The organism is uncultured Jatrophihabitans sp. (assembly GCF_964251945.1).
Taxonomy (GTDB): Bacteria; Actinomycetota; Actinomycetes; order Mycobacteriales; family Jatrophihabitantaceae; genus Jatrophihabitans.
Genome location: NZ_CAXULP010000002.1, coordinates 58,442 through 79,201 on the forward strand (window position 1 = coordinate 58,442; position 20,760 = coordinate 79,201).

20 protein-coding genes are annotated in these 20,760 nt (G+C 69.4%); 6 read left to right on the forward strand and 14 right to left on the reverse strand.

Annotated elements, in window-relative coordinates:
* Positions 1 to 14: 14 nt before the first annotated feature.
* On the reverse strand, positions 15 to 1,079 hold the full coding sequence (locus tag ACFFBG_RS05265) for an enoyl-CoA hydratase/isomerase family protein (RefSeq protein ID WP_375476378.1): 1,065 nt from the start codon (positions 1,077 to 1,079) through the stop codon (positions 15 to 17).
* Between ACFFBG_RS05265 and ACFFBG_RS05270 the strand changes: the two genes are divergently transcribed.
* Entirely contained in the window at positions 1,005 to 2,159 is a 1,155-nt protein-coding gene (locus tag ACFFBG_RS05270; RefSeq protein WP_375476380.1) for an acyl-CoA dehydrogenase family protein, read from the forward strand. The two genes, ACFFBG_RS05265 and ACFFBG_RS05270, sit on opposite strands and share 75 nt — an antisense overlap.
* Positions 2,156 to 3,169: a phosphotransferase family protein gene (locus tag ACFFBG_RS05275; protein ID WP_375476382.1), complete on the forward strand. Its 1,014-nt coding sequence runs from the start codon at positions 2,156 to 2,158 to the stop codon at positions 3,167 to 3,169. Before ACFFBG_RS05270 ends, ACFFBG_RS05275 begins: the two co-directional genes overlap by 4 nt.
* A gap of 12 nt (positions 3,170 to 3,181) precedes the next feature.
* Here ACFFBG_RS05275 and ACFFBG_RS05280 read toward each other — a convergent pair whose 3' ends face one another.
* The 6 genes from ACFFBG_RS05280 to ACFFBG_RS05305 form a co-directional block, all read right to left on the reverse strand.
* Positions 3,182 to 4,039 carry an SMP-30/gluconolactonase/LRE family protein gene (locus ACFFBG_RS05280; RefSeq protein ID WP_375476384.1) on the reverse strand — a complete coding sequence of 286 codons (858 nt, stop codon included), beginning with the start codon at positions 4,037 to 4,039 and terminating at the stop codon, positions 3,182 to 3,184.
* A gap of 7 nt (positions 4,040 to 4,046) precedes the next feature.
* Positions 4,047 to 5,279 (reverse strand): acetyl-CoA hydrolase/transferase family protein, encoded by a 1,233-nt coding sequence (locus ACFFBG_RS05285; protein ID WP_375476386.1) that lies wholly within the window; start codon positions 5,277 to 5,279, stop codon positions 4,047 to 4,049.
* A gap of 12 nt (positions 5,280 to 5,291) precedes the next feature.
* Positions 5,292 to 6,815: an AMP-binding protein gene (locus tag ACFFBG_RS05290; protein ID WP_375476388.1), complete on the reverse strand. Its 1,524-nt coding sequence runs from the start codon at positions 6,813 to 6,815 to the stop codon at positions 5,292 to 5,294.
* Between the two features lie 59 nt (positions 6,816 to 6,874).
* Positions 6,875 to 7,951, reverse strand: a complete 1,077-nt coding sequence (locus ACFFBG_RS05295) for an LLM class flavin-dependent oxidoreductase (protein ID WP_375476390.1) — start codon at positions 7,949 to 7,951, stop codon at positions 6,875 to 6,877.
* 92 nt (positions 7,952 to 8,043) lie between these two features.
* Complete coding sequence (locus ACFFBG_RS05300) at positions 8,044 to 8,934, reverse strand: LLM class F420-dependent oxidoreductase (RefSeq protein ID WP_375476392.1); 891 nt, start codon at positions 8,932 to 8,934, stop codon at positions 8,044 to 8,046.
* Between the two features lie 360 nt (positions 8,935 to 9,294).
* Entirely contained in the window at positions 9,295 to 9,582 is a 288-nt protein-coding gene (locus tag ACFFBG_RS05305) for a hypothetical protein (RefSeq protein WP_375476394.1), read from the reverse strand.
* On the opposite strand from ACFFBG_RS05305, the gene ACFFBG_RS05310 reads away from it, so the two are divergent.
* Positions 9,554 to 9,961 carry a type II toxin-antitoxin system VapC family toxin gene (locus ACFFBG_RS05310; RefSeq protein ID WP_375476396.1) on the forward strand — a complete coding sequence of 136 codons (408 nt, stop codon included), beginning with the start codon at positions 9,554 to 9,556 and terminating at the stop codon, positions 9,959 to 9,961. The genes ACFFBG_RS05305 and ACFFBG_RS05310 overlap by 29 nt on opposite strands.
* A gap of 47 nt (positions 9,962 to 10,008) precedes the next feature.
* Here ACFFBG_RS05310 and mftF read toward each other — a convergent pair whose 3' ends face one another.
* Genes mftF through mftA form a run of 6 tightly spaced genes read right to left on the reverse strand, consistent with a single transcriptional unit; the run spans position 10,009 to position 15,313 of the window.
* Entirely contained in the window at positions 10,009 to 11,523 is a 1,515-nt protein-coding gene (mftF, locus tag ACFFBG_RS05315; RefSeq protein ID WP_375476398.1) for a mycofactocin biosynthesis glycosyltransferase MftF, read from the reverse strand.
* The gene (mftE, locus tag ACFFBG_RS05320; RefSeq protein WP_375476400.1) at positions 11,520 to 12,302 is read right to left on the reverse strand and encodes a mycofactocin biosynthesis peptidyl-dipeptidase MftE; all 783 of its coding nucleotides are present in this window, start codon (positions 12,300 to 12,302) and stop codon (positions 11,520 to 11,522) included. The genes mftF and mftE overlap by 4 nt, the downstream gene beginning before the upstream one ends.
* A 17-nt stretch (positions 12,303 to 12,319) precedes the next feature.
* Positions 12,320 to 13,624 carry a pre-mycofactocin synthase MftD gene (gene mftD / locus ACFFBG_RS05325; protein ID WP_375476402.1) on the reverse strand — a complete coding sequence of 435 codons (1,305 nt, stop codon included), beginning with the start codon at positions 13,622 to 13,624 and terminating at the stop codon, positions 12,320 to 12,322.
* Positions 13,624 to 14,880 carry a mycofactocin radical SAM maturase gene (gene mftC / locus ACFFBG_RS05330; RefSeq protein ID WP_375476404.1) on the reverse strand — a complete coding sequence of 419 codons (1,257 nt, stop codon included), beginning with the start codon at positions 14,878 to 14,880 and terminating at the stop codon, positions 13,624 to 13,626. Before mftC ends, mftD begins: the two co-directional genes overlap by 1 nt.
* Positions 14,877 to 15,194 (reverse strand): mycofactocin biosynthesis chaperone MftB, encoded by a 318-nt coding sequence (gene mftB, locus ACFFBG_RS05335; RefSeq protein WP_375476406.1) that lies wholly within the window; start codon positions 15,192 to 15,194, stop codon positions 14,877 to 14,879. The genes mftC and mftB overlap by 4 nt, the downstream gene beginning before the upstream one ends.
* Positions 15,179 to 15,313 carry a mycofactocin precursor MftA gene (mftA, locus tag ACFFBG_RS05340; protein ID WP_375476408.1) on the reverse strand — a complete coding sequence of 45 codons (135 nt, stop codon included), beginning with the start codon at positions 15,311 to 15,313 and terminating at the stop codon, positions 15,179 to 15,181. The genes mftB and mftA overlap by 16 nt, the downstream gene beginning before the upstream one ends.
* 144 nt (positions 15,314 to 15,457) lie before the next feature.
* On the opposite strand from mftA, the gene mftR reads away from it, so the two are divergent.
* Complete coding sequence (mftR, locus tag ACFFBG_RS05345) at positions 15,458 to 16,081, forward strand: mycofactocin system transcriptional regulator (protein WP_375476410.1); 624 nt, start codon at positions 15,458 to 15,460, stop codon at positions 16,079 to 16,081.
* A 40-nt stretch (positions 16,082 to 16,121) separates the two neighbouring features.
* Here mftR and icmF read toward each other — a convergent pair whose 3' ends face one another.
* Complete coding sequence (icmF, locus tag ACFFBG_RS05350; protein ID WP_375476412.1) at positions 16,122 to 19,388, reverse strand: fused isobutyryl-CoA mutase/GTPase IcmF; 3,267 nt, start codon at positions 19,386 to 19,388, stop codon at positions 16,122 to 16,124.
* Between the two features lie 92 nt (positions 19,389 to 19,480).
* Here icmF and ACFFBG_RS05355 point away from each other — a divergent pair, with 92 nt between their 5' ends.
* Together ACFFBG_RS05355 and ACFFBG_RS05360 are read left to right on the forward strand one after the other, a co-directional pair.
* Positions 19,481 to 20,230 (forward strand): helical backbone metal receptor, encoded by a 750-nt coding sequence (locus ACFFBG_RS05355; RefSeq protein ID WP_375477210.1) that lies wholly within the window; start codon positions 19,481 to 19,483, stop codon positions 20,228 to 20,230.
* 95 nt (positions 20,231 to 20,325) lie between these two features.
* Entirely contained in the window at positions 20,326 to 20,754 is a 429-nt protein-coding gene (locus ACFFBG_RS05360) for a GNAT family N-acetyltransferase (protein WP_375476414.1), read from the forward strand.
* Positions 20,755 to 20,760: the final 6 nt, after the last annotated feature.

The window sequence follows — 20,760 nt, forward strand, 5'->3', positions numbered from 1 at the left end:
CTCGGCCGGCGCCATCAGCGGTTCGCGTACTGCGGCGGGCGCTTCTCCAGGAACGAACGCGCTGCCTCCTGTTGATCCTCGGTCATCGCCGAGAGCACCTGCTGACGGTTCTCGAACTCGATGGACGCGCGCAGCGACGGCATCTGCAGGCCGACCGCCATGCCCTGCTTGCTCAGCAGGGTCGAGAGCGGGGGGTGCTGCTTGATCTGCCCAGCAATGCCGAGGGCCCGTTCGATCAGCTGGTCGGCGGGCACGACATCGGTGACCAGCCCGATGCGCAGTGCTTCCGGTGCGTCGAACCTCCGCGCGGTGAGCATCAATTCGTGCGCACGACCGACTCCGACGATGCGCGGCAACAGCCACGACGCACCGAGGTCGCACGCGGTGAAGCCGGCACGCAGGAACGCTGCCGAGAACACCGCGCCCGCGGCCGCGATGCGGATGTCGCACGCCAACGTGTACGACAGTCCGGCGCCTGCGCACGGGCCGTTGATCGCGGCGACCACCGGTACCGGCAACTCGTGCAGGCGGACCAGCGAATCGGTGATCTGGGACTGCCGGGAGATCAGCCCGCGGGTGAGACCCTGCTCGGACAACCGCTCGTCGTCGCCGTACCCGGTCAGATCGAAGCCGGCACAGAACGCGCGGCCGGCGCCGGTGAGAATCACCGCACGCGTGTCGACGCGCCTGTCGACCTCGTCGAGCACCGCCAACAGGTCCTGCACCGCTTCGAGGTTCAGTGCATTCAGCGACGCAGGACGGGCGAAGGTGATCTGCAGGACGCCCTCACCCGGACTGCTCAACTCGACACCGGTCATTCGGGTCCACGTCCTTTCGCGGGTGCGAATTTCAGTCAACGCACTAGTTGACAACATCCCACATTCCACAAAAGCTGTCGATGGCCGAGCCGAACCCCCGGCCCCGGTGCGACGATCACGGAGGACGCGATGGACTTCGCCCTGAGCCCGCGCGCGCAGCAATTGCGCGACACGCTTGAAGCGTTCATGACCGAGCTGGTGTATCCGGCCGAGACGACCTACCGCGAGCAACTGCGCGCCGCCGACGATCCCCACGCGCACCCGCCCGTGCTCGAGGAACTCAAGGTGCAGGCCAAGGCGCGCGGCCTGTGGAACCTGTTCCTGCCGCACCGGACGCAATGGACCGAGGGGTTGTCCAACCTCGATTACGCGCCCCTGTGCGAGATCCTCGGCCGCTCGCTGATCGCGCCGGAGGCGCTCAACTGCTCCGCGCCGGACACCGGCAACATGGAGCTGCTCACCATGTTCGGCAGCGACGAGCACAAGAGGCAGTGGCTCAAGCCGCTGCTGGACGGCGAAATCCGCTCGGCCTTCTTGATGACCGAGCCCGCCGTTGCCAGCTCGGACGCGACGACCATCCAGACCAGCATCGAGCGTGACGGCGACGAGTGGGTGCTCAACGGCCGTAAGTGGTTCATCTCCGGCGCGGCCAACTCCCGCTGCGCCATCGGCATCGTGATGGGCAAGACCGACGTCGACGCCGCACCCCATCGGCAGCAGTCGATGGTGCTCGTCCCGATGGACCACCCGAACCTCCGGGTGATCCGCGACCTGACCGTCTTCGGCTACAACGACCGGGAAGGGCACTGCGAGGTGGTCCTTGACGACGTTCGCGTGCCGGCCGCCAATCTGCTCGGCGAGATCGGTGGCGGCTTCGCGATGTCGCAAGCCCGCCTGGGCCCGGGTCGCATCCATCACTGCATGCGTTCGATCGGAGCTGCCGAACGGGCACTCGAACTGTTGTGCGTGCGCGCCCTCGACCGGGTCGCGTTCGGCGGACCATTGGCCGACAAGGGCGTCGTGCAGGAGACGATTGCGAACTGCCGCGTCGAGATCGATCAGGCGCGGCTGCTCACCCTGCACGCCGCGTGGCTGATGGACGCAGTCGGCAACAAGCAGGCACGTGGAGCCATTTCGGCGATCAAGATCGCGGTGCCGTCAATGGCCGCGCGGGTGATCGACCGCGCCATGCAGGTGCACGGCGGCGCCGGGCTCTCCCAAGATTTTCCGCTCGCCGAGGCCTACGCGCTGCAGCGCTACCTGCGCCTGGCCGACGGACCCGACGAGGTGCACCGCGGGGTCGTCGCCAAACTCGAGCTGCGCAGGTACCGCGACCGATGAGCGCCGACCAGCTGCCGCCGTCGCTGGTGACCTGGCTGAGTGAGCGTCTCGGCGCCGCCGGACCATTCACCCTCACGCCGATCAGCGGCGGCCACTCGAACGAGACGGGTCTGCTCACCTCGCCCGATGGTCGATGGATCGTCAGACGTCCGCCGGCAATGGCCATCTCGGCCACTGCGAACAACCTCGCCCGCGAGCACCGCGTCATGTCGGCGCTGGCCCGCACCGCAGTTCCCGTTCCGCGGACACTGGCCTTCGCCGAGTCCGGCGAGGTCGACGCACGGTCGTGCCTGGTGATGTCGGTGGCCGAGGGCTATCCGCTTACCGACACCTGGCCCACCGATTGGCCGCAGAACGTGTCCATCGGCGATGCCGGTTTTGCGGCTGTCGGCGCGCTCGCCACCCTGCACGCTGTAGACGTCGATGCCGTCGGGCTCACCGACTTCGGCCGGCCGGGGAACTATCTCGAGCGGCAGGTGGCGCGCTGGCGCGGGCAGTACGAGCAGAACGCGGTCCGCAAGCTCCCGCGCTTCGAGGCGCTTGGCGCGTGGCTGGCCGCAAACCGCCCGGAGGAGTCTGCCGCGGCGATCCTGCACGGCGACTTCCACCTGGACAACTGCCTGATCGTTGCCGGCACACCACCGCGGGTGTCGGCGATCATCGATTGGGAACTCGCCACGATCGGCGATCCACTCGTCGACCTCGGGCTGCTCCTCGCCTTCTGGGGGCCTGATCGCGCGATGCCCGTCGCAATGCCGAAGGTGCAGGCGCTGACCCGGGCGCCGAAGGCCCCTAGCCGCCGCTCGCTGGCCGACCGCTACACCGAGCTCACCGGTCGCCCGACTGACGCCCTGGCCTGGTTCATGGTGCTGGCGCTGTTCAAGCTCGCCGCGATCGTGGAGGGCGCGTATGCGCGCGCGGTGCGCGGACTAGACGACGACCCGTGGGCGCGCTCGCTCGGCGAGGACGTCCCACGCCTGCTGGCGGACGCGGCACGGTTTGCCACCTGACCGGTCCGGCGCTCAGGCGGGCCGCACACGTGCATAGGGCGCGGGCAGACCGAGTGTGGGGGCAACGGTGCTGAACACCGTCCCGCCGTCCGGGTTGGGATGCGCGTCCATGTCGCCGGTGAGGACGTAGAGCACGTCGAGGTTGGCGCCGCCGAACGCAAGCGTGGTGGTCAGTGCGTGCGGCGAGGCGATCTCGGCCGTTCTGGCGCCTGCCGCGTCCCATCCAACGACGCACCCGGCACCGGCCATCGCCACCCACACCGATCCATCCGCCGCGACCGCGAGCCCGTCTGGCAGCGCGTCGTACTCAGAGGTGTCGACGAACAACTCGCGCGACGCGGCGATGTCCGCGGCTTTGTCGGCCAGTGCGAACTTCCAGACCAGCTTGCGTCCGGAGTCCACGGAGTACAGCAGCGCGTCCGACGGGTCGGCATGCACGCCGTTCGCGATCTGCAGGTCCTCCGTGAGCACCGAGACCGTCCCGTCGACGTCGATGAGATAGAAGCGCCCAGCGTCACGCACGTCCGTCCGCGGCATAGCGCCGCAGAAAAGGCGACCGCGGGCATCAGCGCCGAGATCGTTGAAAAACGACTCATCCTCCTTGGTCTCGAGCAGGGTCACCGTGCGATCGCCGTCCTTGATGCAGACGTTGCGGCCGCTGACGACGAATCCGCCGTCGGCGTGGGCGACGAGGCCGCCGACCGCCTTGCGATGCTCGATGATGGTCTCGGGCTCGGACGCGCCGGGCGCCAGGCGAAAAACGCCGCCCTTCGTCATGTCGGAGAACACCAGGCCGTGCTCGGGGTACCAGCGGGCAGCCTCAGTGAGACCGTAGCCGCCCGCGATCGCCTCGAGCTGGTGCGCTGCCACGGCCGACTCAGAACCCCAGCTCGGCGGCGGCCTTGCGCAGCGCCGCACGCTGCTCGGGCGCGGCGACGGCGATGATGCGGCCTGCCCGCTCGCCGGCCGACCGGCCACGCAGCTCGGCGGCACCGTGCTCGGTGACGACGACATCGACATCACTGCCGAGCGCGGTCACAGTCTCGACCTTTGCGACGATCCGCGAGCGGCCCGTCCGCGTGGCAGCGGGCAGCGCGACCACCGAACGTCCACCGCAGCCACGCACCGAAGCCCTCAAGAAGTCCACCCCGCCGCCGATCGCGCCGACGTACCGGCCACCGGCGGTCTCGCTGTTGACCCGGCCGAACAGGTCCACCTCGAGCGCGGAGTTCAGGCACAGGAAGTTCGACAACGCCCCGATCCGGCCGGGGTCGTGCGTGTGCTCGATCGCCATGATGCGCAGGTCGCCTGCCCGTGCGGCAAGGGCGACGCCGTGCGCGGAACCGAGGACCGAACCCGCGACCGACAATCCAGTGTCGATCTCCTTGGCCGCGTTGGTGATGACACCGTCCCGCATCATCTCCAGCATCGTGTCGCCGACCATCCCCGCATGCACCCCGAGGTCGCGACGCCCCTGCGCGGCCTCAAGCACGGCTTCGCCGAGCTTGCCGATGCCGACCTGCAGACATGTGCCGTCGCGGATGTAGCCGGCGACGAGGGCTGCGATAGCGCGGTCCGACTCGGCCGGCACGGCGCGGCGGTACTCCGGAAGTGGACGGTCGGTGCGGAGCGACCAGCCGACCCGGTCGATGTGCACCCGCGTGTCGCCGGCGATGACCGGAACATTGTCGTTGATCTCGGCGAGAACGACGCGGGCGCACGACAGCGCCGACCAGATGTAGTCGGACGTAACCCCGAGGCTGCAGTACCCGTCGGCGTCGGGCGGGCTGAGCAGGATCATCGCGACGTCGGTCCGCAGCGGCCCTTCGGTGAGCAGCCAGGGAAGGTGCGACATGTGGCAGGGCACAAGCTCCATCCGCCCGTCGCCGATCATGGCGCTGTTCGGCGGCATGCCGACCGACGTCACGAGACGCACGTTCGACGGCACCCTGGTGAACGCGTCGGTGACACTCATCCCGACGAACAACGTGACGTCCTCGAGCCTGCCTGCACCCCTCAGGAACTCCGCGACCAGGGCCGTGGGCTCGCCGAGCACCTGTTCGACGGCGATGACATCACCGGGCTCGACGTGGTCCAGCACATCAGACATTGGGCGCCGGCCTCAGCGCAGCAGCTTGCGGTTCACCTTGCCGGTGGGCGTCATAGGCAACTCGTCGACGAACTGCACCACGCGCGGCTTCTTGTAGGAGGCGAGCCGGTCGCCGACGTAGCGGGCGATGTCGTCCTCGCTCAAATCAGTGCCGGGCTTGCGCACGACGACGGCCTTGACGACCTCGCCCCACTGTTCGTCCGGAACTCCGACCACGACGACCTCGGCGATGTCGGTGTGGTCGGCGAGGCATCGCTCGATCTCGCTCGGGAAGATATTCTCTCCGCCGGAGATGATCATGCTCTTTATCCGGTCGATGATGTAGAAGAAGCCCTCTTCGTCCCAGGTCGCGCCGTCACCGGTGTGGATCCACCCGTCGCGCATCAGTTCGGCGGTCTCCTCCGGCTTGTTCCAATAGCGCAACATATTGTTCGGGCCGCGGTGGCACAGCTCGCCCATCGTCTGCCCGTCGCGCGGTACGGGCTTGCCAGAGTCCGGGTCGAGGACAGCCAGGGTCGAGAGCAAGGTCGAGTTGCCGCACGAGCGCAGCAACTCCGGCTTCTCGCCGCGGAATGCCCGACGGTGGGCCTCGGCGCCGAGGTAGGTGCCCGGACCGAACTCGGTCATCCCCCAGGCCTGCATCAGATCGGACCCGAACAGCTCGCTCGCCTTGCGGATCGTGTCTGCCCCCATGGGGGCCCCGCCGTACTCGACGATGCGCACGGTCGAGGGTGCGTCACCGCCGCGCTCCATCTCCGCGACCATTCGCGGCAGCATGGCCCCAATGGCCATGAAGCCGGTGACGTTCTCCTGCCGGATCAGCTCGAGCATCCCGTCGGTCTGGAAGTTTGAGACCACGACAGGACGTCCACGCAGCAGATAGGCGAAAGCCATGTAGCCGACGACGTGGAACAGCTGACCTAGCATCAGGTAGACGTCGTTCTCGGCCACGCGGGTGCCGGCCTGGTAGTCGATGGTGCATGCGCCGTAGCTGTATTGCGAGTGCACGGCGCTCTTGGGGATGCCACTCGTCCCGCCGGTGGAGATGGCGACGTAGGGGGCGAACAACAGCGAGGCAGGGTCCGGCAGTGTCGCCAGGATGTCGGCCGCGCGTGGTCGAATCCGATTCAACAGATCGTCGTACTCGGTGTCCTTGCCTGTCGCGCACTCGATCCAGGTGACATCGACGCGGGTGCGGATCTGATCGACCACCGAGGCGAAGTCGGACTCGTAGAACACGACCGACGGAGCGGCGTCGAGCAGCGCTTCCGCCACCTGGTCGGCACTGAAGCGCCAGTTCAGCGGAAACAGCAGAACCCCGGTCCGCGCACAGGCGAGGTAGAGCTCCACGAGCTCGATCGAGTTGCGCGACAGCGCCGCGACGCGGCCGCCCTGCTCGACACCGAGCACGTCGGACAGGGCGCCGGCCAGTAGGTTGACACGCTCGCTCAGTTGCCCGAAGGTCCGGGCAACCCCTGCGATCGGGTCGATCAACGCCGGCTGGGTCGAGTTCCGCGCGGCGAACATGTCGGGCATTCCCGCAATGTTGATCATTCAAGGCCCCTTGCACACGAGACGGACGCAGCGTCGCACGATCAGCTGAACGCCGGCAGAACTTCCTTTCCGAACAGGCGGATGGCGTCCATCGTGTGCTCGTGCGCCATGTCCTTGTACTGCACGAACAACAGCAACCGGTCGACGCCGATCTCCTGGTACTTCTTCGCCAGCTGGATGCAGCGCTCGGGGTCGCCCACGAGGATCATTTCCTTGCGCTCCAGATAGTCGTAGGTGAAGCGGTCGTAGTCCACCCCGACGAAACGCTCGTAGTAGTCGTAGGAGCTGCCTTCCTTCAGCTCCGGAATGAGCGAAGTCAGCAATTCGATCTGGTCGTGCTGGTAACGCATGACACCGGCCTCGGCCCGCTCGCGGGCCAGCTCGTTGGTGTCCGCGCAGTGCGCCATGACGAACACGGCGGTCTGGTCGTTGGCGTAGGCGCCGATCGGGTTGGCGGTCTTGATCCGCTCGCGGTACTTGGCGAGTCGGCTTGCCACCTCGTTGAAGTCGAGAGCCAGCGTGAACGACAGCAGGCCGAGGCCGAGGGCTCCGGCGAGCTCGTGGGATTCTGGGCTGGTACACGACATCCACAGCGGCGGGTGTGGCTGCTGCAGCGGCTTGGGCACCATCGTTCGCGGTGGCTGCTTGAAGTACTTGCCGTCGTGCTCGACGATCGGGTCCTGCCAAGCCTTGAGGATCAGCTCCAGCGACTCGTGCCACATCTCACGCGTCTCGGCCGGGTCGATGCCGAAGCCGCCCAACTCGGCCGCGGTCGCCGAGCGACCGGTGCCGAATTCCAGACGGCCCTGCGACAGCAGGTCTAGCGTCGCCGCCTGCTCCGCCGCGCGGATCGGGTGGTTGTAGGGATAAGGGAGCAGGCGCACGCCGTGCCCGATACGCATCCTCGTCGTGTTCGCAGCCGCCCAGGCGAGGAGGACCTCCGGCGCCGAGGCGTGCGAAAACGACTCCAGGAAGTGGTGCTCCACGGAAAACAGGGTGGTGAAGCCGACCTCCTCCGCGAGCTTGATCTGCTCGAACATCTGGAGGAAGTGCGTCGACTCGTCCTCCCGGGAGACTCCAAACGGCATCTGCCACTCATAGAGCAGTCCGAATTCCATGCACACTCCCGAGGTTTCAGATGTTGCGGACCCAAAGCCTGCACGGTCTCGGACGGCCTGTCAACTAGTGCGTTGATCAGTATGCGTGCAAGTCAACGATTGCGTTGACGCTGCATGAGGTCCGCAACCTGATCGAGCGCGGTCAGCACTTCGGTCGAGGCAGCGGAGGGCGCTTCGAACGCGACCTCGGTCGCTCCGGCTCGCTCGAACGCATCCACCTTTTCGCGGCTTGCCCCCATCCCCACGAAGGGGACGATCTGCAGGCTCGCTGAGTCGCGGCCGGCGTCTTCGCACTGCCGGCGAAGACGGGTGATCGAATCGGCCAGCCCGCGTCCACCCAACGGGATCCAGCCCTGCGCGTAGTCGACGACGTGCTCGAACACTGTCGGCGTGGCGGCGCCGCCGATCAGGACCGGCAGTGGCCGCTGGACCGGCTTGGGCCAGGACCATGAGGGTGCGAATCGCACGAACTCGCCGTCGAGTGAGGCGACGTCCCGTTCCCAGAGCTGCTGCATCGCGCGCACGTGTTCCCGCGTGCGCCGTCGCCGCGTCTTCGGGTCGACCGCATGGTCGGCGACTTCGGCCTCGTTCCAGCCGAACCCGACACCGACCGCGAGCCGGCCACCGCTCTGCTGGTCGATAGTCGCCAGCGCCTTGGCAGTGACGATCGGGTCACGCTGCGCCGGAAGCATGACTCCGGTGCCCACCCGGATGCGGTCGGTGACCGCAGCAGCCATCGCCAGTCCAACCAGTGGGTCGATCGTGCGCTTGTAACGCTCCGGCAACTCCCCGCCGAGCGGGTAGGCGTTGACCCGCTCGACAGGCATATGGGTGTGGTCAGGCAGCCACAGCCCGTCTAGCCCGCGTTCCTCCACCGCCTGAGCGAACTCGGCGACGGTGATTGACTGGTCGGTGGCGACCAGGGTGACGCTGAACCTCATTGCGCAACGCTTCTCATCGTCCGACCCGAACGCCAGCGTCAACGGCGAGCTTCGTGACAAGTCGGCCGATCGCGGGACTTCCAGACGCAAATTTCGATCTGTGGATCACCGGTCTGGCGGACTGATCCCGGCCGGCGCCATCGTGCAGTGGCGCGTGGAACTGGGCCAACGAGGCTGCGCAGCAATAGCCGACACTAAACCGGCCCTCCTACAACCTGCGCGCAGTCCGCGCTTCACCCATTCAGGTCATGCTAGAGGTGGCCCCGCAAGTGGTCAACGTGTTCGTTGATGCTACGCGTCCGACGCTTCGGCAGACGAGAGAGGGCGTTCGGGTAGTCGGACTACCGGATTGGCCGGAGGGTGTCGACACCGAGAGGCCGCGGGGCAGGCCGAGGCGAAGGTTCACGATGCCAAGGCCAAGCCATCGATGCCGTTGACGAGCCAACCGAGGCGTGCGGCCGGGCTTTGCCAGCTGATCGGCCAGTTCTCGATTGGTTCGAGCGGCACGCGCTCGACAGTTGAGGACGCCAACGCGATCACCCGGCCTGGCGTGCTCTGGCCGCCCTGATCGCCGACTTCACCACGCTCCACGACCGGCTGTAGAGCCTGCTCCACCTCATCGACGCCGACACCAACGCGGCGGTTGGCTAGAGTCCCCGCCATGGCCCGGTACGTGATCGACGCGACCACTCTTGTCCATCTGGTGGCAACCGACATTCATGTCGATTCCGGGCATCAACTCGTGGGGCCGAACTCCTTGCGTTCCCAGGCCTTGTCTCTGCTTCTCGGCGCTGTGCGCCGCGGTGAACTTTCCGAAGCTGAGGCGCTCGCGCAGCACGAGCGTCACACCGAGCTGAAGATCCGCCTGCTTGGTGATCGGGTGTCGCGTCGTACCGCATGGAACTTCGCGCTCGAGCACGGATGGGACACCCTCGACGAAGCGGAGTACCTGGCTCTGACCAAGCTGCAGGCGGACGCGTTGATCACGATCGATCCCGACCTGAAGCTGAAGGCCAAAGACGTCGTGCCGCTGGCCCAGCTCGATGCGCTCACCGCCGGGCACGCTTGAGCAACCCACGCAGAAGGTCCTCGACCTAGTCGACGGCGCCGTTCCCGTCACCAGCCCACGCCGACGACGCCCGTCCCGGGCTGCCCGGCCGGGACCGCGCAGTGTGCCGTGGCGCGCGCCGCCCGATGTCTCGAGGCGGGTTGCGGAAGCAGGGCGCGTGCGCTTCGGGCCTGCGCGGCGCCGGCCCAGAGTCCGGCGCCATAGGCGATGTCGTCGAGTCGACGAGCCGCGGCAAAGGCGGGCAGCGACATCGGCGGCCGCAGCCGGCGGTGCCGCACCAGCGCGTCAGCTGCGGCCGCGATCGCCGCGGCGCGCCTTACCCGAGTCGACCGAAACATGAGCGCGGCCGTAAGCGGCCACCAGTGCCGCAGCACCAGCGCCGAGCCCTGCGCGAGCGCGGCGCCGACACCGCGGCCGGTGAGCGACACGCCCAGCGCGACAGGGTGCTCCACCCGGCGCAACCTGCGGGCGGAACGCCCGACCGCGATCGCCAGGCAGCCGGCCGCCGGGACGAGCGCGCGCCGTCGCTGGGCTGCCAGGGCCAGCAGCACGCCGGCGGCCCACGGCGTCAAGACGGCCGGCGCGGCGCCGCCCGGATGCCGGCGGGCGAGCGCCGCGGCACTGGTCCCGTAGTCGAACTTGCGGCCGAGCCAACCGGCGAGCTGGACGCGATGCTCATGACGGACGCATGCCTGCGGCTCGTACCGCACCCGCCAGCCGCGCTCGGCCAGGCGCCAGACGAGGTCGACGTCCTCGCCGACGCGCAGCGCCTCGTCGAACCCGCCGTCGAGCGCGGCAGCCCGCGCGACGAGACATGCGCTCGACACCCAGCCGATCGGCGACTGTGGCCGCACCAAGCCGCGACGAGCGCCGAGATCGAGCGAGGAACACGCGCTCTCGTACCGGGAGATCCAGTTGGGCTGCGCGGAGTCGAGGCCGAGGACCCGCGGCGCCACGGCGGCGACCCGCGGATCGGCGAACACTCGCAGCAGCGACCGCGCGACGGCCGGATCGGCCACGACGTCGGAGTCGAGGAACGCGACGAACGGCGTGTCGACCACGGCCAGCCCGGCGTTACGCGCGGCCGCCGGACCCCGGTTGTCGGGCAGCGCCACGAGCCGGGCGCCGTGGGCGCGGACCACCCGCGAGACGTCGGCGGGCCGCTGCGACGCGTCGTCGACCACGACCACCGCGCTGGCCGATCCCAGCGCGGCCAGCAGCCGGTCGAGCTGCTGGCTGCGGTCGCGCACCGGAATCACGTAGGTCAGCCGGTCGGCGGCGACCTCGGGCAGGCTCGCCAGCACCGGGTGCGCGAGACCGGCCCCGACGAGACGGTCGGCGAGCGAGGCTGTCTGCGCGTCCATGACCCGGACGGCGCCGTGTCGGACGAGCTGGCGTGCCGCCCGGCTGAGGAAGAGCGCGCGCACGGGAGCGCCGCCGACCAGGCATCGGCCGCCGTCGATCACCCGCGTCGCGGGGTCCAGCGCCGCGACGAATCCGTCGGGCAGGCGGTGAGGGGCCGGCCCGGCCGTCGTCGCGCTGCGGTTCGGATCGGCGTTCACGACCTGACCGGCGGGCGCAGGCAGCCCCGCTCGTCGACGTCGGCCGCCGAGATCCGCGCCGCGACGTCGGCGACGACGTCGGCGAGCAAGCGGGCGCCCTCGGCCGCGGACGCCCCGCGCGGATCGCCGAGGACGCCGTTCGGCGACACGCCGCGCACTCCGCGCTGCAGGAGAGCAGGCATCAGCTCGGCAAGCGGCGTGGTCTCGCCTGGCTCGGCGAGCGCGGCCTGGACCTCCTGCGGCCGCAGGCACATCATCAGCGACGTCTCCGCGCGCCCGGCGTGCGCGTCGCCGCCGCGAACCGCGCACGGCGCCCACGCGACAGCGTGGCGCTCCGAACGCAACCGGGCCACGACGTCGACCAAGGTCGGCACGTTGCCGCCGTGCCCGTTCACCAGCACGATGCGCGCAGCCCAGTCCGCTGCCGAGCGGACGAGTTCGACGAGCAGCAGCGCGAGCGCATCGCGGCCGATGGAGATCGTGCCGGGAAAACCCGCGTGTTCACCGCTGGAGCCGAACGCGACGACGGGCGCCACCACCATCGGCGCGCCGAACCGTGTGGCCACGCGCTCGGCGACGGCCTGCGCTACAACGCTGTCGGTGGCCAGCGGCAGATGCGGGCCGTGCTGTTCCACCGAGCCGAGCGGGACCAGCAGCGTCGGTGCGACCGGAACGGCGCGCGACGTCGCTGCGCCGAGGTCGCCTGCGAAGGCGTCGGCTACGCCGGCGTGCGTCGGACCCCCGGCGCCGGAGCAGCTGCGACCTGCGGTGGCCGACACGTCAGCGGAACCTCGAATCAGCCGATCGGGTCCTTGACGCGCGGCGTCGTCACGCTCGTCGAGGGCGGCGGGGCCACGGCCGAGGACGCCACGGACGAGGACGCCACGGACGAGGACGCCACGGACGAGGACGCCACGGCCGAGGGCGCCACGCCAAGGGCGCGGGTGAAACCGTCCGGGATCACCAGATCGTCGGCGCACAGCTCGCGCGCAGCCGAGTGGCCGGTGCCCAGCACGGCGGAGTCCAGCCCGCCACGCAGGATGTCCAGCACGTTCTCGACGCCGGCCTGGCCGTTCGCCGCCAATCCCCACAGGTACGCGCGACCGATCAGCACGGCGCGCGCGCCGAGCGCGAGCGCCTTGGCGACATCGCCGCCACGCCGCACCCCGCCGTCGAGCACGACCTCGACCTGGTCGCCCACCGCTGCGGCGATCGCCGGCAACAGGCGAATCGTCGCGGGAGTGGTGTCGAGGTTGTTGCCGCCGTGGTTCGACACCGAGATGCCGTCGACGCCGGCATCCACCGCTCGCTTCGCGTCGTCGACCCGGCTCACGCCCTTCAGAAGGAACGGCCCGCCCCACTCCGCCCGCAGCCACTCGACGTCGGCCCAGGTGGGCGGCGGCGTCTGCATCCACTCGTAATAGGCGCCGAAGAACGTCGGCGCGTCGCCGCCAGGCGGCGCGAGATTCGGCGCGCGAAGGTCGGGGATGCTGTTCGTCTTGGCGAACTGCCACAGCCACCGCGGGTGGGGCAGCACGTTCGGCGCGAATCGCAGCATCGTCTTGAGGTCGACCTTCTCCGGGATCGCCGGGCTGCCCCAGTCGCGGCCGTTCGAGAACGACCAGTCCAGCGTGGCGATCAGCGCCTTCGCCCCGGCCGCCCGCGCGCGATCCAGCCGCTGGGCGATCGTGTCTCGGCTGCCGCTCCAGTACACCTGGAAGAACGTGTTCGGGTTGGCCGCCAGGACGTCCTCGACAGGCTTGCTCGCGAACGAGCTCAGCCCCATGATCGTGCCTCGGCTCGCCGCGGCTCGGGCGACCGCGACCTCGCCCTCGGGATGCACCGCCTGAACGCCGGTCGGCGAGATCACGATCGGGATCGACAGCGGGACGCCGAGCAGTGTCGTCGAGAGGTCGCGGTCGCCGTGATGGCCCGCGACGCGCGGCGCGAAGCCGAGCTCGGAGAACGCGCCGACGTTGTCGTCGATCGTCAGCCCGCGCTCGGAACCTGCGACCAGCGCTCCATACACGGTGCTCGGCAGCCGCTTCTTCGCCCGTCGCTGCGCTTCCGCGACCGTCTCGAACCATGCGTTCCTGGGCATCACGCGCGCTCGAATCCGGTGAGCGGGCCCTCGGCGCACGCGCCCACCGGCGGCGCGGCGAGGTCGGCGCGCCGCGTCAACGTGAGCGGCGTCGGCCTCGGCGCGCGCGCAACGCGATGGGAGTGGTCGAGCGATGGTTTCGGGGTGGCCGTGCCCTCCCCGCGCTGCGCCAGCAGCTGCTCGCCGTAGCCCTGGACGCATTCGGGGTCGGGCCCGTCCAGCGGCAGGCCGGTGAAGAACTTGGCCGCCATGCACCCGCCCTTGCAGCTGTCGTAGAACTGGCAGCCGGAGCATGCTCCGCCGGACTGCGGGCTGCGCAGCTCGGCGAACAGCGTCGACTCGCGCCATACCTTGGCGAATCCTCCGGCGTCCCGGACGCTGCCGGCGAGGAAATCGTCGTGAATCGCGAAGGGGCAGGCGTAGACGTCCCCGACCGGATCGATCAGGCACACCACGCGGCCCGCGCCGCACAGGTTGAGCCCGGGCAGCGCCGCGCCGTAGGCGGAAAGGTGGAAGAACGAATCGCCGGTCAGGACGTCGTCACCGTGGCCGACCAGCCAGTCGTATAGCTCGCGCTGTTGGCCGGCGAGCGGATGCAGGTCGTCCCACACATCGGCGCCCCGGCCCGACGGACGCAGCCGGGTCAATCGCAGCTGCGCGCCGTGCTCGTCGGCGAGCGCCTTGAACGCGTCCAGCTGGCCGATGTTGTGCCGGGTGCAGACGACCGACAGCTTGAAGCCGCGCATGCCCGCGTCGGACAGATTGCGCATGGCCCGCACCGCCGTGTCGTACGACCCGGCGCCGCGCAACGCGTCGTTGACCTCGGCGGTCGCGCCGTCGAGCGAGACCTGGACGTCGACATAGGAATTGGCGGCCAGCGCCTTGGCGACGTCCGGCGTGATTCGCACGCCGTTCGTCGAGAACTTCACGCCGACGTGGTGATCGGTGGCGTAGGCGAGCAGCTCCCAGAAATCTTGGCGCACCGTCGGCTCGCCGCCGCCGATGTTCACGTAGAAGACCTGCATCCGTTCGAGCTCGTCGATCACGGCCTTGGCCTCGGCGGTGCTGAGCTCACGAGGGTCGCGGCGGCCGGAGCTCGACAGGCAGTGCGCACACGACAGGTTGCAGGCGTAGGTGAGCTCCCAGGTGAGGCAGATCGGCGAGTCGAGGCCGTACTCGAACAGGTCGACGAGGCGCCCACCCGTCGGGCGCCGCGCCGGGTCGCGCAGCACGGTCCGGGTGTCGAGCGAGGTCATGTGAGCCTTTCGACGAGCATCGAGGAGTCCGCGAGCGTGCCGAGGGCGGCGCCGTAGAGCGGCAGCTGGGCTGCGCCGAGCCCGGCCGCGGCGCACGCGGCGCGCGCGCTGCCGTGCTCGGCGAGCGAGGTGACGACGCCGAGCAGCGCCCGGTCCTTGAGGAACGACAGCTTGCGCGTGCCGAAGTGGTAGAGCAGCGCGCCGAACGGCTCCGGGCGGACGGAGACCTGCGGGTGCAGGTCCCACGGGCGGTCCAGGTCGAATGCGGCGGCCGCCGAGCCGGCGGACACGGCGTCGCTCAGTAGACGCCGCACATGCCGTCTATCGACACCTCTTCGACCAGCGTTTCCGCGTCGACCAATTCGGCGCCGTCGTCGTCGACCTCGCCGGCGACGGTGGCGGACGTGTTGTCAGAGGGGGTGTGAACGGTCACGGGATTTGCCTTCCGGACGCGGGCCGCGCAGCTGACCTACGCTCGCCCCGAGGTGCCGAACTATATTGGCACCGAGTGCCGTATGGGAAGGGGGCGGAGCACACGACTGCGAACACTGCCCACGGCTCGGCCGCCGAGTCGCCCGTGAGCTCGGCCGCCGAGTCGTCCGCCACTGCGTCGCGAGCCGCGGGTCGAGCCCGCTCCACGACGCCGTCGCAGCTGAGCCACGTCGCCCTCGAGCTGTTCTTCGAGCACGGCTTCGCGGCCACCACCATCGACGACATCGCGGCGGCAGCCGGCATCGGCCGGCGGACGTTGTTCCGGTACTTCCCCTCGAAGAACGACCTGCCGTGGGGCGACTTCGACGCGTTGCTCGACACCATGCGCGCGACGCTGGCCGCCGCGCCGCGGTCGACGCCGGCGGCGCAGGCCGTGCGCGACGCCGTGCTGGACTTCAACCGGGTGCCCGAGGAAGAGCTGCCCTACCACCGTGCACGCATGCGTCTGCTGCTCGGCGAGCCGGCCCTGGTCGCGCATTCGACGCTGCGCTACCAGGCATGGCGCGAGGTGATCGCGGAGTTCGCCGCCACCCGACTGGGCGTGCCGACCGACAGCCTGCTCCCGCGGGCGATGAGCCGGATCTGCCTCGCCCTGTCGATCTCGGCCTACGAAGAGTGGCTGGCGCGCGACGACGCACGCCTCGACGGCCTGCTGAGCGAGGCGTTCGAACTGCTCGGCGGCCTGTTCGCCGACGACGCGCCCGATTGACGGCGACCCGGGGGTCGCAGCGCGTCCTCGTCTGCCATCGTCAGACGTTGCGGCGGTACTGGCCGCCGACTTCGAAGAACGCGTCGGTGATCTGGCCGAGCGAGCACACCCGAGCCGCGTCCATGAGCTCGGCGAAGACGTTCTCACCGGCCATGACCGCGTCCCGCAGGCGGGTCAGCGCGAGCTGCGCGTCGTCGCGATGCCGGTCCTGGAAGTCGGCGAGCCGACGCAGCTGCGACTGCTTCTCGTCCTCGGTTCCGCGGGCGAGCGCGAGATCGCCCACGCTGTCGTCGGACTCAGGCCCGCGAAAGGTGTTGACGCCGATGATCGGCAGGCTGCCGTCGTGTTTGCGGTGCTCATACAGCATGGACTCGTCCTGGATCTTGCCCCGCTGGTAGCCGGTCTCCATGGCGCCCAGCACGCCGCCGCGGGCGGTGATCCGGTCGAATTCGACCAGCACCGCTTCCTCGACGAGATCGGTCAGCTCGTCGACGATGTAGCTGCCCTGCAGCGGATTCTCGTTCATCGCCAGCCCCCACTCGCGGTTGATGATGAGCTGGATGGCCAGCGCGCGCCGGACCGACTCGGCCGACGGCGTGGTCACCGCCTCGTCGTAGGCGTTGGTGTGCAGGCTGTTGCAGTTGTCGTAGAGGGCGTTGAGCGCCTGCAGGGTCGTGCGGATGTCGTTGAACGACATCTCCTGCGCGTGCAGCGACCGTCCTGACGTCTGCACGTGGTACTTCAACTTCTGCGACCGCTCCTTGGCGCCGTAGCGGTCGCGCATGGCGACCGCCCAGATGCGACGAGCGACGCGGCCGAGCACGGTGTACTCGGCGTCCATGCCGTTGCTGAAGAAGAACGACAGGTTGGGCGCGAAGTCGTCGATGCCCATGCCGCGGGCGAGGTAGGACTCGACGTAGGTGAAACCGTTCGCGAGCGTGAACGCCAGCTGGCTGATCGGGTTCGCCCCGGCCTCGGCGATGTGGTAGCCGGAGATCGACACCGAGTAGAAGTTGCGGACCTGGTGGTCGATGAACCACTCGGCGATGTCGGCCATCATCCGCAACGAGAATTCGGTGGAGAAGATGCAGGTGTTCTGCCCCTGGTCCTCTTTCAGGATGTCGGCCTGCACGGTTCCGCGGACCGACGAGAGCACCCGGGCGCGGACCTCAGCAGCCTCCTCCGCGGTCGGCGGCCGACCCTCGCGCTCGGCGAAGACGTCCAGCTGCTGGTCGATCGCGGCGTTCAGGAAGAACGCCAGGATCGTGGGCGCCGGTCCGTTGATGGTCATGGAGACCGACGTGTTCGGCGCGCACAGGTCGAATCCGGCGTAGAGCGCCTTCATGTCCTCGAGCGTCGCGATGGACACGCCGGACGTGCCGACCTTCCCATAGATGTCAGGCCGCTCGCCGGGGTCGCGGCCGTAGAGCGTCACGGAGTCGAAGGCGGTCGACAGCCGGTTGGCCGGCTGCCCTTCGGAGAGCAGATGGAACCGTCGGTTGGTGCGAAAGGCGTCGCCCTCGCCGGCGAACATCCGCGCCGGGTCCTCGCCGTCGCGTTTGAACGGGAAAACGCCTGCGGTGAAGGGAAAGCGCCCCGGCAGGTTCTCCGCGCGCAGGAACCGGACGAGTTCGCCGGCGTCGGTCGTGCGCGGCAACGCGACCCGCGACACGGCGTTGCCGGACAGCGTGGTGCGCCGCAGCGGCGTGCGCACCTCGCGGTCGCCGACGTGGGCGACCTGCTCCTCGCCGGAGTAACTCTCGACGACGGCCGGCCACTCGCGCAACGCGGCGAGTGTCCACCGGTCCATCTGCTCCTCGGCCGCGGCCGCCGCGGCCGCCAACAGCCGGCGGGTCGTCGCCAACTCGCTCGCAGGGATGGCGTCCGACCCCTGAGCGGCGAGCGCTTCCTCGGCCAACCCCGGCAACGCCGAGCGGCGCGCCAACTCAACCTGCGTCTGCGTCGAGCGGTGGTAGTCGCGCACCGCGCCCGAGATCTCCGACAGGTACCGCACCCGCTCGGGCGGCAGCGCGGCGTGCGCGGTCGTCGAGGCGCGGCCGGCGACCGGCGCCAGCAACGGCTCCTGCACGGGCAGACCCTGCTGCGCCAGCTGATCACGTAGGTGCTGGTAGAGCGCGGTGACGCCGTCGTCGTTGAAGCTGGCGGCGGACGTGCCGAACACCGGCATGTCCTCCCACGACAGGCCGAACGCCGCTTTGTTGCGCACCAGCTGACGGGCGACGTCGCGCCGCGCGTCCTCGGACCCGCGACGCTCGAACTTGTTGATCGCCACGACGTCGGCGAAGTCGAGCATGTCGATCTTCTCCAACTGCGAGGCGGCGCCGAACTCGGCCGTCATCACATACAGCGACAGGTCGACGACATCGGTGACGGCCGAGTCGCCCTGGCCGATGCCCGGCGTCTCGACGATCACGAGGTCGTACCCCGCCGCCTTGCACGCGGCGATCATGGTCGGCAGGTAGGCCGGCACCTCGGCCGAGCTGCCGCGGGTGGCGAGCGAGCGGAAGTAGACGCGGTCGTCGGTCAGGCAGTTCATCCGGATCCGGTCGCCGAGCAGCGCTCCCCCGCCACGGCGGCGCGAAGGGTCGATCGCGAGCACGGCCGTGCGCAGCTTGTCGTGCTGATCCAGGCGCAGGCGGTGGATGAGCTCGTCCGTCAACGACGACTTGCCCGCGCCGCCGGTGCCGGTGATGCCCAGCACCACCGCGGACGACGCGGAAGCCTGCTCCACGAGCTGAGCTCGTGCCGCCGGGTCCAACCCGTCGGTCTCGACGGCGGTGAGCGTGCGCGCCAGTTCGGCGAGGTCGCCAGACGCGAGCGCGTCCTGATCGAGCTCCAGCGCCGGCCGGACGACGTCGCTTTCCCGAATGATGGTGTTGACCATGGCGGGCAGCCCGAGCCGCTGCCCGTCCTGCGGCGAGAACAGCCGCGCCACCCCAATGCCGTGCAGATAGTCGATCTCGCTCGGCACGATGGTGCCGCCGCCCCCGCCGTAGACGCGGATGTGGCCGGCGCCCCGCGAGGCGAGCGTGCGGACCAGATACTCGAAGAACTCGACGTGGCCGCCCTGATACGAGCTGATCGCGACCGCGTCGACGTCCTCCTGGATCGCCGCCAGCGCCACCTCGTCGACGGCCCGGTTGTGCCCGAGATGGATGACCTCCGCGCCCTGGGACTGCAGGATTCGGCGCATGATGTTGATCGCCGCGTCGTGCCCGTCGAACAACGCCGCGGCGGTCAGCACCCGGATCGGCCGCGAGGGCACATGCAGGGCGGCGTCAGGCACGTTGAACCTCCGGAAGAGATTTACTAGGACGTCCTACTATCTTGACGCACGCGTCGGGGAAGGAATAAACCGTGGTCCACGTGACTGACGACATGGGCGTCGAGATGGACCTCCCGGACGACGTGCGGCGCGTCGTCTCACTGGTGCCTTCGCTATCCGAGAGCATCGCGGTCAGTATCCCCGACCTGCTGGTCGGCGCGACCGACTGGTGCACCCACCCAGCCGACCTCGACGTCGCTCGCGTGCGCGGCACCAAGAACCCCGACCTCGACGCCATTCGCGAGCTGCGACCCGACCTCGTCGTGGCCAACAAGGAGGAGAACCGCGAGCTCGACGTCCGCCGGCTGCGCGCAGCAGGCGTCCTCGTCTGGGTCACCGACATCCAAAGCGTCGAGCAGGCGCTGCGCTCGCTGCGGCGCCTGTTCACCGAGGCGTTGCGTTCGGACGTCCCGGATTGGCTGGTCCAGGGCGATGCGGTGTGGGCCGCTCCGCCGCATTCCGCCCGGCTGCGTGTGGTCATTCCGATCTGGCGGGACCCGTGGATGGTCGTCGGCCCGCGCACGTTCACCGGCGACCTGGCGGCTCGACTTGGCCTCGAGAACGTCGTCGCCGACTCCCCCGAGCGCTACCCGCACACCACCGTAGAGGAGATCGTGTCCCTGCGGCCGGACGTGGTGCTGTTGCCCGACGAGCCCTATGTGTTCAGCCCCGAAGACGGCCCCGAGGCCTTCCCAGAACTGCGCTGCGCCCTGGTCGAGGGCCGCGCGCTGACCTGGTACGGGCCCTCCCTCGCGACCGCGGTCGACACCGTGCGCGCTGCGCTCGGGTTGGCTACCGGTTAGCGGGTCGTCAAAGTCTCTGCATGACCGTCGGTTTGGCACCGCCTGTTTCGCACCTGGGCTGACAAGCGCGCCATCCGCCTGGCACGCTGAGCGTCATGGCCGAGTACGAGGTGGACGCAGACCCGGAACGCATCGACTTGGACGTCGTGTGGTCCTACTTACACGACGAGGCGTACTGGGGTCGCGGGCGCAGCCGGGCCGACGTCGGGAAACAGGTCAAGGGCGCGTGGCGGGTCGTGGGCGCCTACACCGACGACGGCGCACAGGTCGGGTTTGCGCGAGCGGTGTCCGACGGCGTCGCGTTCGCCTATCTTGCCGACGTGTTTGTGTTGAAGAACCATCGCCGCAGCGGCCTCGGCCGGCGGATCGTGCACACGATGATCGACGACGGGCCCGGGGCCGACTTTCGGTGGCTGCTGCACACCGGCGACGCGACCTTCCTCTACGCGAGCTTCGGCTTCCGGCCGACGGACCGGACAGTGCTCGAGCGGCCTGCCGGTCGGCCCAGCCCCGTCGAGCCCTGAGCCGAC